Raw genomic sequence first — 11599 nt, 5'->3', positions numbered from 1 at the left:
GCTAGGCTATCTATAGTTTCTCCAAAAACCATACTGTTTTTTATTGATTATCTTGATCCATCAGCTTTAATCCTTACTCTTTATATTACCTGTCTTTAGATAAACAATCATAAAGGGTAAGCCAACTTTTAGATGTATTCATATACGCATAAATTCTAGCGTAATATTTCCCTTGATCAGGATAATAGGTTACATTCGCATATGCCCTTGTACCTTTATAATCAAAATAAATTATGCTATTACCGTCAGGATCTGTATACCCTTTCCCATTGACAATATTACATTCGGAGCCGTCATTGCTCTTCCATACAAGATATCTTGGTTGCGGGTTTGTATGGGAAGGAGATTCATCCGTCCATGCTCCTTGCAGAATTTGATAGGCTTCATCGTAGTCAAAATGCTGAGCATTTGCTTGCTGGACATTTCCGAAAGTAAATGCCAAAAATACTGCGGCCAGCATAGTTAATATATACTTTTTCATATTGTTCTCCCAGCAGTTAAAGGCCGTTCTGCCGCTTGACCTAATATAAAATTTACCTTTTACCTTCCGCTTTCTCTGCGGTCGGGTTCGACCGTTGATTTCCAACCAGCAGCAATACAACTAAAATCACGGCGGCACCGGCAAACCATTTCCAGTGTTCCATGAAGAATTGTACGCCCCAAGCCAGGGCATATATCGCAAGAGTTACGAGTATCGCCCCAACAATACCGAAGGTGATAAAAACACCCAAACAGCCTTTTGCTTCTCCTTCCGGTCCCGTTGAAATGATTGTATGGCTGTTCATATACCAAACCGTTCCGGCAATGGCAATGATGGGGACAAAAATGATATAGGCATAGTTGATGATTAGATCTAACACAAATTTTCCTCCTATCGTAAATGTAAAGTTTTAAATCAGCACCGCATGGGTGTATAGGGTTCGGTTACCTTACTGGCAATTATGTTATAAATAGCTACTGTAGCCTACGACAAGCGGTATCCTTTACTCATTTTTATCGCCCTGCTTCCTTGGAATTTGGCACTGCTCTAAACTTGAAAAGGTCTGCCAGCTCGATATGTAAAACATCGGCGATGGTGATGAGTACCGGCAATGAAACCGCATTTTTTTACCAAACCACGCTCGATTTGGCTTACATAGCATGGCGATATATGAACTTTTTCAGCCAGCTGCATTTGGGTCAGTTTTCTATATCGCCTGTAATAATTGATATTCAATCCGACCTGACGTAATTTATCACGGTATTCCAGTTCCATGTACTCACCCCGCTCTCTACATAAATTATCGCATATCCCGGTTTTTTCGGTTTTAGAGAATAGTTATAAAACTTTAACTGTCCGTTACAATCCGCGACTTTAGGCTTTTTATTTTCGTACAATAATGGTCGGTCTGCCGATGATTTTCAAAACGCAGGAAAAAGACAGATAAGCTTTATCGCCTAACCTGCCTCAACAGGAATCCAGGCAGCCGCCTTCTTTAAAACTGAAATACCCGTTTTTACCGATAATGATATGGTCAATGACGGGAATGTTTAAAATCTTCCCCGCCCGTGCTAACCGCTTTGTTACTTCTTTGTCTTCTTGGCTGGGAGACGGATCACCGCTGGGATGGAAATGTGCATGTTCGTTTCAAGCAAGTTTATCCTTAACAGCCCAGTACCAGCATCGGTGTCATGTACTGAAAAGCAGTAGTGCTGTACCTTATCGACAGTTCGCTGCTGAGCATACAAATTATTGGCAGCTTCCACTACTTTGCCCGATTCGCTATTCTATAGATATTATCGGCAGATCAGCATAGTTGAGAGTTTTTTTCAGTAAAAAGGCCCGAAAAATCGGGCTTTGAAAGGTGTTTTTTGAATATTCGATTGCAAAACAACGGTATGTAAAAAATGATTGCTTTTTTGCAAGAAAAGAACTATACTTTGTACCATAATAAATAACGTAAGCGTTCACGTAAGCCAACGCACTGTTTGCCATGTGGCAGAGGGTGCGTTTTTTTTGTACCCTTTTACTAGGTGGTGTATAGTATAAGGGGGTTATATGTCTCAAGTATCATTAAAGCAAAGTCTCGCAAAACTTGGTTTTGCAATTTTTCTCACCTATTTATCCGTCGCGATGGCACTTCCTGTTGTTTCTGTATTCGTAATAGAAGAGCTCAAACTTCCTAACTGGCTAGGGGGGGCCGCTGTCGGTGTCGCCTTCGTTTCAACGATTCTTTCCAGAAAGTATGCGGGGAATTTTGCTGATGCAAAAAGCAGCAAAAAATGCTTTATGCTCGGCTTTTTCTTCTACATGGCTGCTGCACTTGTTTGCATGGCTGCCGATATAAGTGGAATGAGTGCCTCAGTAGCATTTGCAATTCTTATCGCAGGACGACTCCTGCTCGGCATAGGAGAAAGTATGGCAACCGTCGGGTTTCTAAGCTGGCATTTTTCAAGCCTCGGCTCTGTCCATTCGGGGAAAATACTCTCGATTTTTGGGATGGCGATGTATGGTACATTTGCAGTAGGCGGCCCTGTGGGACTTACACTCTATAAGTATTTTGGCTTTAGTTCGGTCATGCTAGCGTCATCCATTTTGCCGATTATCGGTGTTATAATGTTTCTCACCGCTCCTGAAGTTGCTCCTCATAAAGCTACCGAAGCGAAAAAATCGTTTCTCAAGCTTTTGGGAATAATCTGGAAGCAAGGACTTGCCGTTACGCTTCAAGGAGTCGGTTTTGCGGTTCTCGGAGCATTTATCTCGCTTTATTTTAAAGATCAAGGATGGCCATATGCCGGTGTCGGTCTTTCATTATTCGGAATCGGATTTGTGATAAGCCGGATTCTTTTCGGTGCCCTACCCGATAAAATTGGAGGAGTAAAAGTCGCGCTCGTTTCGCTTGTGGTTGAAACGGTTGGGCAAAGTTTACTCTGGCTTGCACCTCATTATAGTCTTGCACTGATTGGTGCGTTACTTACCGGTCTCGGCTGTTCAATGATATACCCGGCGATGGGTGTAGAAGTTATAAAGAGGGTTAACCCGGAACAGCGCGGCACCGCCATCGGAGGATTCGGAATGTTTCAGGATATTGCCTATGCCTTTTCCGCACCGATTGCGGGCGTTTTTGCCGATAAATTTGGGTATTCTTCAACCTTTCTTTTCGGGTTTATTGCTGGTGTCGTTGGTATTATCATAGCTGGTTCAATGCGCATCAAGAATCTGCCAACAAACAGTACTGCGAATTAGCATTCTCGATATTGTTGCTTTGACTCTTGCGTTGATTTTCGTCCGAGAATACGGCAATTGAACATTCATGTATATATCTGAAGGAAGGGTCACCCAATGTTAAACGGTTTTGGCATGTGGCTGAAATCTGAAGGTAAGAGTTATGAGCATTAAAGTATACCTTAATGCTTATAACTTTGCACCGGATAAAGTTACTGCCTTGGATATTTATGAATTTCAATCCTATATGGGGTCTCCCCAACATTATGCGGATTTCGTACGCTAAGAAAACAGATCATACACCATGTAGCCTACAAAGCTATTATGTATGATTTTCAAAACGCGCAATTCCCAATTCTACCCTTTTGGTGAGATGGGCACAAATAGCCATATTGTTAATCCGCCAAATTATTTTTCATTTAACACATCATTTAAAGTTTCTTCTAATAAGTAATCTTCATACTTCCCAAAACGGCTTGCATGTGTTTGTGATACACCATAAGCTTCACGCAAAAACTGCGGGCCATATAGATTTGACATTACCATTAAACAGGTAATCCTTAATGTTCGCGGATTAAATCCTGAAAAATAAGATACCCTCCTACTTACAAAATGTGCTCCAATTGACTCGTCATAATACACGGTTTGCTTTCTTTGAATAAATAGATACTTTCTGCCTTTATTATGAGAAAAATTATTCCTTAACAGCAAATACTCCTTCAGCAACAACATCTCTATTGTGGTTAAATACAAATTGGGTATATTCTTCATATAAATTACGTTTTTTTCAAGATCAAGGTCAGACAATAAAATGGAACAAATATATCGCACTGGTAACGCATGATAAAACGCCAACGACGTCATCAACGCCTCATATGGAAAACTCAATCCTTCCAACTGTATTTTTTGTGCCAACCTGCTTTGTTCCTTAAAGGTAAGCACATAATTAACTCTTGTAGTCTCACGAGTTTTATAGTCAGTCATCGGGATAACGAAAATGTTTCTTTTTCTTACTGCAAATTTAAAGAACTGATACAGATCTTTTCTCATACATTCCCGATTTGCAGGTGTTAATGAAAGTAAAAACTGATTAACCATTTCTTCCGATACATCAAGCCATGACTGGGAATTAGGGTAATTCGCAGTCATCCACTTTATCATTCGGCTTAGGAAACACACATCATTATCAATCGTTCTGACCTTTATTGGATTTCTTGCATTATTAGATATCTGCTTTTCGCGTAGACTGAACTTTTCATCGTAATACCAAACAACACACTTTCTAAAACCCATAGGACAATCTTTTAAATAATTATCAAATATCTTTCTATATCGATATTCTTCATCTGGCTCCTTAATCAGCCCTTTTCCCAGAAGAAATCCTTTCATACTTCTCTTTGCTACGGTAGTCCCGTGTTTTTGAAAGCTGGATTCCAGCCAATAAAATGTGAGTTCATGTGGCAAAACATCTTCCATATCCATAAAAATAGCAGATGAATTCATCAGATGCTTCCTGACTGACTTTTGTGCTTTATGATGAGCAATTAAAAAATCTTTGTACTCCTTAAGCAGATTTGCCACCCATGTTTTATCTATCGGTATTTCCAGTGAAAAATAACAAAACATTTATAATGGTGGCAGCTTGCCATTTGCAACCTTGGCAATCGGCACAATCTTTTCCTGCTTTTTCCTTTTGTATGATGTCATTGTAAATTCCCACAAATCATTTGGAGTACATTCCAGAGCGATGCATAGTGCATCCATAGTTTCTGCTTTAACCTGTTTAGGCTGCTCATTCATCAGTACACTGATAGATGGTGCTGATAACTTATATCCTGCAAGATCCTGTAATAACCGACCAAGTTCAGCTCCAGACCAGATATTTCTCTCCGCCATTATTTTTCTTAACTTCCATTCTAGTGCCATGACTACACGTCCTTTCCTTCCTGATACTCCAGTAGCTGTTTTTGCCACTTTTCTTGTGCCATCCGGATACGTTTTTCCAGAAAATTATCATTAGGAGAAACATACTCAAATGTTGTCTGTATCTTGCTGTGCCCAAGCAATGTTTTTATCGTTAGTAAATCAACACCCTTTTCTGTAAGATTGGTCGCAAAGGCATGTCTCAACTGATGAGGGCTGAAGATTTCATTTTCCTTAAACCCTAAGTCCTGCTGTCTTCTTCTCAGCGCATTTCTTGCCACATCGCGCCCCAATCTTATTCCAGACTCACTATAAAACAACGCCCCTTCTTTCTCAGTTGAAAAGAGAGGTCGTACTTGTTTCAGATACCATTTCAACAATTCATCCAAACCAAAAAGCATTGGTATTAGGCGTTCCTTGTAGCCGGTTCCCCTTGATCCTTTTCCATATCTCACATGGATTTTCCCATTATCTCCTAAATCAAACCGTAAATCCCTAACATCGAGCATAATACATTCAAACGATCTTAATCCTGATTTTTCCATCATTCGAAATACCATGTAATCTCTTACCATCGTAGCATATTTCCTTGCAGACATCATTTCTTTCTTTAGACCATTCCAAAACCGTTCCAATATTTCCGGCTCTGGTGGCAATACATAGGACTCCACATCATCTTTATGGTGCATATGTCGATTGAACTTATCAATAATATTGGGCACATTTACTCCATACTGTTCGTAAATATCTCTACTATGCCTGGCATTAAGGAAATTTAAAAATGCGGATATATTGGACTGGTACTTCCTTCTGGTGGAATAAGCAAGCCCTTTTCCCACTAATCTTTCATAAAATCTATCCATATCCGCATTCGTTAGTTCCCATATAAATTTATTACTTAAATCAAGTATCTCATTTACATTCCGAATATTCAAGGCAATAGTGGCCTTGGTATATCCCAATATATTTTGCTGTTGTTCCCATAAACCAATCAATTTTGCCTGAAACCTAACAGAATCCTCTAAAGTAGGTTCCTTACTCTGGGCATTTATTCCATTGATAATACTAAAGTTATTGCTGATCACCATTTAGCACCCACTTTTATTAGGCATTACCTTAATTACTTAGGCAATGCCTAATATATCATAGGAGAATAAAACTGTAAACCTATTCTTTCTCCGATGATTGTGCAGAACAATAATAGTAGTTGCCATATTCTGTACTGCCACATAAAATACTTCCCTTGCAGATACCAGCGAAGAGTTGACGGTACCGATAAAAACACATTTTTGCGCCAATATCTTATTTTTTGTATCCAACAGTAAAACCCGGAATTCTTCCTGCCGCAAGTCCTGCATATCGAAGCAGTAGTCTGCCGCATCTTGGGGCTTGGTAATCCTTTGGATCTGCTTTTTCCGTTCCTGCTCCATCCGCTGGATCACCGCTTTGATGCAAGCAAGTTTTCGAAGCTTGGCCTTGCCGATACCGGTAATACCAGCCAGCTGCTGTTCCGATGTATGCTGCAAGATATTGTAGATACTGGCATATTCCGCAATGAGCTGTTTGGCAGCTTCCGGTGCGACAAATTCACTTAACAAGGTTTCCTCCGACAGACATTCCAAGGGTGTTTTTTCTTTGCCAATGGGCATAGCAGTATTCCTCCTCTTAAAACAAGAAAAGCACTGACCGCGAAAGTCAGTGCTTTTCTATGTTCCTTTAGTATGTTCCTTTGCAAGGGTTTATGGGACCTCCATAAAACCTGCCAGTGTCAAGTTTATAATATATAACTGTATTTTTTTAACCTGTCATGCAACTAAATTTTGACGAAACTCAACGCTACTAACACATTTTGCGCTTTGTTAAGCTAACATAATGATAAAAAGGATGAGGAGGTGAAGCCCAATGCTAATTGAAAAACTGGCTCTGCATGTATCCGATGCCGCAAGTCTGCTTGGCGTCAGTTCACAAAAGGTCTACCAAATGATTCATAATAACGAACTGGATGCTTATAAGGCGGGAAAAGCGTGGAAAATACCGGTTGAAGCTCTTAAAGCTTATATGAAGTCAAGGTTAGCCAAATAAACGCGTCCTGGCTTATCTTCCATTTTTAATATTTTAGTATTCCTATTTTAATTAATACATTTTCTCTTTATTACTGCGAGAACATATTATTAAAAAATAGTTAAAGGGGAAATGTAATAATGTTTGAGCAATATAACGACGTGGTAACCGTAGAAGAGCTATGCGAAATGCTATCCATCGGCAAAAATGCTGCTTATAGTTTATTATCATCGGGTAAGGTGAAGGCGTTCCGGTACCGCCGGGTTTGGAAAATTCCAAAGCAGGGGGTTGTTGAGTATGTATTGAGAGAAAGTAAACTGGCATAAATATGGGGCTTGGCAATTGCCAAGCCCCACCTCCCTGTTAGCATCACTGCATTATTACGATTCTTCATAGCTCCTCACCAATAACGACTCAGCCTTGCGAAGGTCTTCCTGACTATGGATAGTAATTTCCAAATCCCCTGTGGCCCAATGACCAATCGCACGTACGTCGCGCGAAAAACCAACTTCCAAATTCACTGTTTCTGGATTGATCTTAAGATAAACAATTAAAGACTTCTTCTGAATAACTATAGAAGCAAAATTTTTAATTCGACGATAGGCCATGTAGAGCTTGAGTTGCCTTTCAGATACATCATCACCCAATGCTAACAAAAATGCCCTAAGCGATTCAAATAAATTTTTCATGACTGGATCTAATTCCTTTAACCACTCTGCAACAGTCTTGTCAGTACCCCTGTTGGCATTACTATTACTACTGATCGATTCTACAAGGCTCATCGCCCCTACACTATGCGAATAAATCAGTTCAAGATCAAGCAAATCTTCTCCAAACTGACAATATTTTATCAAGTCAATGTTTCGATTTATTTGTTTAACAGCATGTTCATCAAACTTGGTAAATGATGCTGCAATACAGATAAGCCTAGGATCTGCCCAGTCAATCTGATCAGCTTGATCCTTACTCATTTTTTCTAACACAAGCAACTGAAATTCACCCTTATGATCAAGCAGCCAGTCCAAATAATATAAGCCCTGATTAATAACATTCTCGTTAACAGCCCGTTTGTATTCGACAATAACCGGGCAACCATTCTCATCTAAACCGAGTGTGTCAATCCGACCACCATGGGTCTTTCCGGTAGAATATTCGGATTGGAGGAAATGAACACCAAGAAGTGTATCCAAATTTCTTTCCATAACCGTTTGTAGTGATTTCTCTAACTGCATAGTTTTACGAGTAAGCTCGTGAGCAACCGTTCCTACCAACTTGAATAGTTTCGTTTCACTCATACATCAATTCATCTCCCATACCAGACGAATGCCCTTGCCCGCCTATAAATCAAGTGTAATAGTTGGTTGTGTTGTTTGACTCATAAGCCCTTATTACACCTTGTCACTTTTACTTTAATTGCCCCATGATATTCAATAGGCTTTGATAGCTGTCGACATCATGATACCGTACTTTGCTGGTGGATATTTCGTTAAATAGCTTTTTGGCACAATCAATCTTAGCTTTTTCTATCGGCCGCAGTTGCAAGCTTTCCATGGTGCCTTTAGTTTCAGCAATAAAATAGATATGTTTTACGGTCCCTTCATAGAAAGCAATTGCCCAGTCCGGGGAATAATGGCCAACGGGAGTCGGAATCGCAAATCCCTTAGGCAGTTTAGCATATACGCAAACTTCTTCGGCACTGTCCAAGTCTTCGGCAAAACGGCGCTCGATGCTTTTTTCCGCCGTCCCGTCAGTAAATACATAGTCTTGAATATGTTTTTTCCCTTTAAATGCTTGGGATATATTCTGGCTGTGCTTTTCCGCCGTAAAAATCGTACTGTCATATCCCATATCCGTCGAATTATAGGTAATGTGTTCGACAATCATGGTGGCCTTCTCCTCATCGATCAGCAGAATTGCTTTGCTGATGAATTCTTCCGGATTGTCCCGGAACATCGCAAATTTTTCCGCTGTTATGCCATAGAGAATTTCGGCAGCAGTACGCCGCGTCAGAGTAGTCCCAGCGGCGACTTTTCCAATCAGATCATATTTTACCTGGCCGATTCCGGCTGCTTTCAAATCCTTAGTTTTCGTTTTCTTGTCTTCAAAGCTCTGTCCCTGGGCTATGGTTTCCTGATCCAGTTCCTTACGCTGGCTGGCGGAAACAACCGTATATTGCAGCGATGCCACCTGCATTTTCTCATTGATATGGGCTACGGCTTTGCGAACTAATTCCGAACTTTTAAAATCAACCGTATAAGCATATTTATGATTAATATAGTGCCAGAGCGTCTGGAATTCCTTCTTGTAGAAGTTATCATTCAGTTCGTTTTCTATAACTTTGGTTGTATTTCCGTTAGAAACCATATTCTTCAGCACATTTTCATCAAATACACTTTGTATCAAGCACTGCACACCAGCGGCAATATTCTTCAAACTCTCCGGCAGAGGCGCCAGCCTGTTATTTTCCAATGCATCGTGATATTCACCAGTGATCGCTTCGTTTTCATCAATATAATTATTTTTTACCAGATATTGATAAATAACCCGTGCCTGTTTTGCATCCAGCACTACCTTTTGCTCCTTGCCGTCAATGACAGTCTTGCCTGCAAAATATTCCATCTGCTTTTTGCGTTGCCGCACCGCCCATTTTCTGCGGTTCATCTAAAATCAAAATTGGCCGATTGGCCTTGATCACATCGATCGGCCTGCGGCTGCCGAAGGTATCCTGTTCTGAATAAATACGCAGTGCTTCCGCATTTTTTGCCCCCTCTTTCATCGTCCGGTTGAAGGCCTGGATATTGATGATCATAACGTTTATGCTGGCACTGCTGCTGAAGCTGTCCAAATCCGTAAAATTCTTGCTGTTATAGACAAAAAATCTCATTTTTTTCTTGTAATGCTCCATGAAATGTTCTTCCGTTATCGCAAAAGACTTCTTTACCCCTTCGCGAATGGCAATAGACGGAACGACTACGATAAACTTGCTCCAGCCGTATTTTTTGTTCAATTCAAAAATCGTCTTACTGTAGACGTAGGTCTTGCCGGTTCCCGTTTCCATTTCGACATCAAGGCTGCACCGTCCGATATCTTTGACCAGTTCCACAGACTGCTTGATGTTATTGCCAAGCTGCATGCTGCGGATATTCGCCAGCAATTGCTCGTCCCGCAAAACCAAAGCAGCATTGGCAAAACCTGTCGCATCGTCCAAGTCTTCGTCCGCCCCTGCCGCATGCTCCGAAAAATCCAAAGGCATGGCTTCAACTGGCATCGCTTTCGGCTTTTCCTTAATACCCAAATCCCGCGTATACTGCAAGCCGGATTGGTAAGGCTGGCCGGCAAAAACATCCACAACGCTGTTTACGGCGTCGGTCTGATATTGCTGAATTTTGAACTGGAACTTCATGATTTTTTCTCCCGTCCAACGGATTTTACCTGATCTTCAAGCTGCCTGACATCCATCTCGGCAAGTTCTTTGCGGTGAGAATCAAACTTTTCATATTCATGTTCCGCTAGCTTTTTTGCAATTTCCGCAGTAATTGTTCCATAGTTATTCAATACTTCCCGACCGTTAAACCGCAAAAATAAATCCAGTTTTTCTTCCCAATCTGCCATATGCATAGGGATGCGGTGTCTCGCCTGATCCACCGCATAATCAAGATACATGGTTACAATATGATTAAGTTCCGAAATTTCGTTCTTGTTAAGATAGTTTTTCGCAATGGCAACGTCACGCTTACGGACTACAGCTCCCTTAAATGAAGTCAGTCCCATATTCAGTTTACTCGCATCCGCCCGTCCGGCAATTAATTCAGCCGCCGTATGACCGTGAACGCTGTAGTGCATCTTGTTTTGAACGTTTGCAAAAAAATTGGCAGCCGCTTCACTTCTGGAGTCATAATCCACAGAGGTCGCATAAACTTCTTTAATCTTTTCATAGAAACGCTTTTCCGAAGTGCGGATATCTCTGATCCGTTCAAGCAGCTCATCAAAATAGTCGGCGCCGAAAGGCTGCGGATTCTTCAACCGTTCGTCGTTCATCGCAAAACCTTTTTGGCTGTATTCCGTCAGAATAGCCGACGCCCAGTTGCGGAAATGGATGCCCACATTCGAGCGGACACGATAGCCGATCGCAAGCACCATCTGGAAATTATAATGTTTTACATGCCTTTCAATCTGTCTACCGCCTTCATTTTGAACTATTAGGAATTCCCTAATAGTTGACTCATCAAGCTCACCATCAGATAAAATATTTTTTATATGTTCATTTATCGTGGGAATACGGACTTGATATAATTCTGCAAGACTTTTCTGAGTCATCCAAATGGTGTCAGCCTCAAAATAGACGTCAATTTTGGTATCGCCCTTTTCGTTCCGGTAAATAAGGATTCTTCCAAGAGCCTGTTCATCCAT

General features: G+C 40.9%; 14 protein-coding genes and 1 pseudogene. 3 read left to right on the top strand and 12 right to left on the bottom strand.

Features of this window, described 5'->3' with window-relative positions:
* Positions 1-85: 85 nt before the first annotated feature.
* The 4 genes and pseudogenes from ABFC84_11875 to ABFC84_11860 form a co-directional block, all read right to left on the bottom strand.
* Entirely contained in the window at positions 86-481 is a 396-nt protein-coding gene (locus tag ABFC84_11875) for a hypothetical protein (GenBank protein MEN6413434.1), read from the bottom strand.
* Between the two features lie 52 nt (positions 482-533).
* A complete protein-coding gene (locus ABFC84_11870) occupies positions 534-860 on the bottom strand; it encodes a hypothetical protein (protein ID MEN6413433.1) in 327 nt (108 codons plus the stop codon).
* 167 nt (positions 861-1027) lie between these two features.
* Positions 1028-1255, bottom strand: coding sequence for a helix-turn-helix transcriptional regulator (locus ABFC84_11865; protein MEN6413432.1), 228 nt, complete (start codon positions 1253-1255; stop codon positions 1028-1030).
* A gap of 192 nt (positions 1256-1447) precedes the next feature.
* Positions 1448-1615 (bottom strand): annotated as a pseudogene (locus ABFC84_11860) (JAB domain-containing protein).
* A 423-nt stretch (positions 1616-2038) separates the two neighbouring features.
* Between ABFC84_11860 and ABFC84_11855 the strand changes: the two are divergent.
* Complete coding sequence (locus ABFC84_11855) at positions 2039-3226, top strand: arabinose transporter (protein MEN6413431.1); 1188 nt, start codon at positions 2039-2041, stop codon at positions 3224-3226.
* 387 nt (positions 3227-3613) lie between these two features.
* Here ABFC84_11855 and ABFC84_11850 read toward each other — a convergent pair whose 3' ends face one another.
* Genes ABFC84_11850 through ABFC84_11835 form a run of 4 tightly spaced genes read right to left on the bottom strand, consistent with a single transcriptional unit; the run spans position 3614 to position 6777 of the window.
* On the bottom strand, positions 3614-4786 hold the full coding sequence (locus ABFC84_11850; protein ID MEN6413430.1) for a hypothetical protein: 1173 nt from the start codon (positions 4784-4786) through the stop codon (positions 3614-3616).
* A gap of 45 nt (positions 4787-4831) precedes the next feature.
* Positions 4832-5131 carry a helix-turn-helix transcriptional regulator gene (locus ABFC84_11845; GenBank protein MEN6413429.1) on the bottom strand — a complete coding sequence of 100 codons (300 nt, stop codon included), beginning with the start codon at positions 5129-5131 and terminating at the stop codon, positions 4832-4834.
* Between the two features lie 2 nt (positions 5132-5133).
* Entirely contained in the window at positions 5134-6216 is a 1083-nt protein-coding gene (locus ABFC84_11840) for a site-specific integrase (GenBank protein MEN6413428.1), read from the bottom strand.
* Between the two features lie 36 nt (positions 6217-6252).
* The gene (locus ABFC84_11835) at positions 6253-6777 is read right to left on the bottom strand and encodes a JAB domain-containing protein (GenBank protein ID MEN6413427.1); all 525 of its coding nucleotides are present in this window, start codon (positions 6775-6777) and stop codon (positions 6253-6255) included.
* A gap of 253 nt (positions 6778-7030) precedes the next feature.
* On the opposite strand from ABFC84_11835, the gene ABFC84_11830 reads away from it, so the two are divergent.
* Positions 7031-7210 (top strand): helix-turn-helix domain-containing protein, encoded by a 180-nt coding sequence (locus ABFC84_11830; GenBank protein ID MEN6413426.1) that lies wholly within the window; start codon positions 7031-7033, stop codon positions 7208-7210.
* Between the two features lie 119 nt (positions 7211-7329).
* Positions 7330-7515, top strand: a complete 186-nt coding sequence (locus ABFC84_11825; protein ID MEN6413425.1) for a helix-turn-helix domain-containing protein — start codon at positions 7330-7332, stop codon at positions 7513-7515.
* A 54-nt stretch (positions 7516-7569) separates the two neighbouring features.
* Here ABFC84_11825 and ABFC84_11820 read toward each other — a convergent pair whose 3' ends face one another.
* The 4 genes from ABFC84_11820 to ABFC84_11805 all read right to left on the bottom strand — a co-directional run bounded on the left by ABFC84_11820 (position 7570) and on the right by ABFC84_11805 (position 11599).
* The gene (locus tag ABFC84_11820) at positions 7570-8484 is read right to left on the bottom strand and encodes a DUF5655 domain-containing protein (GenBank protein ID MEN6413424.1); all 915 of its coding nucleotides are present in this window, start codon (positions 8482-8484) and stop codon (positions 7570-7572) included.
* 109 nt (positions 8485-8593) lie between these two features.
* Complete coding sequence (locus ABFC84_11815) at positions 8594-9808, bottom strand: type III restriction endonuclease subunit R (protein ID MEN6413423.1); 1215 nt, start codon at positions 9806-9808, stop codon at positions 8594-8596.
* On the bottom strand, positions 9777-10592 hold the full coding sequence (locus ABFC84_11810) for a DEAD/DEAH box helicase family protein (protein MEN6413422.1): 816 nt from the start codon (positions 10590-10592) through the stop codon (positions 9777-9779). Before ABFC84_11810 ends, ABFC84_11815 begins: the two co-directional genes overlap by 32 nt.
* Complete coding sequence (locus tag ABFC84_11805; protein MEN6413421.1) at positions 10589-11599, bottom strand: virulence RhuM family protein; 1011 nt, start codon at positions 11597-11599, stop codon at positions 10589-10591. Before ABFC84_11805 ends, ABFC84_11810 begins: the two co-directional genes overlap by 4 nt.

It is taken from the genome of Veillonellales bacterium (assembly GCA_039680175.1).
Lineage (GTDB): Bacteria > Bacillota > Negativicutes > JAAYSF01 > JAAYSF01 > JBDKTO01.
Note: the sequence above shows the minus strand (reverse complement) of the source record. Positions and strands in the feature narration are given on the sequence as shown.

Coding starts and splice junctions, on each gene's coding strand:
- ABFC84_11875 (MEN6413434.1), bottom strand. CDS start 481: ATGAAAAAGTATATATTAACTATGCTGGCCGCAGTATTTTTGGCATTT.
- ABFC84_11865 (MEN6413432.1), bottom strand. CDS start 1,255: ATGGAACTGGAATACCGTGATAAATTACGTCAGGTCGGATTGAATATC.
- ABFC84_11855 (MEN6413431.1), top strand. CDS start 2,039: ATGTCTCAAGTATCATTAAAGCAAAGTCTCGCAAAACTTGGTTTTGCA.
- ABFC84_11845 (MEN6413429.1), bottom strand. CDS start 5,131: ATGGCACTAGAATGGAAGTTAAGAAAAATAATGGCGGAGAGAAATATC.
- ABFC84_11840 (MEN6413428.1), bottom strand. CDS start 6,216: ATGGTGATCAGCAATAACTTTAGTATTATCAATGGAATAAATGCCCAG.
- ABFC84_11835 (MEN6413427.1), bottom strand. CDS start 6,777: ATGCCCATTGGCAAAGAAAAAACACCCTTGGAATGTCTGTCGGAGGAA.
- ABFC84_11830 (MEN6413426.1), top strand. CDS start 7,031: ATGCTAATTGAAAAACTGGCTCTGCATGTATCCGATGCCGCAAGTCTG.
- ABFC84_11825 (MEN6413425.1), top strand. CDS start 7,330: ATGTTTGAGCAATATAACGACGTGGTAACCGTAGAAGAGCTATGCGAA.
- ABFC84_11820 (MEN6413424.1), bottom strand. CDS start 8,484: ATGAGTGAAACGAAACTATTCAAGTTGGTAGGAACGGTTGCTCACGAG.
- ABFC84_11815 (MEN6413423.1), bottom strand. CDS start 9,808: ATGGAATATTTTGCAGGCAAGACTGTCATTGACGGCAAGGAGCAAAAG.
- ABFC84_11810 (MEN6413422.1), bottom strand. CDS start 10,592: ATGAAGTTCCAGTTCAAAATTCAGCAATATCAGACCGACGCCGTAAAC.
- ABFC84_11805 (MEN6413421.1), bottom strand. CDS start 11,599: ATGGATGAACAGGCTCTTGGAAGAATCCTTATTTACCGGAACGAAAAG.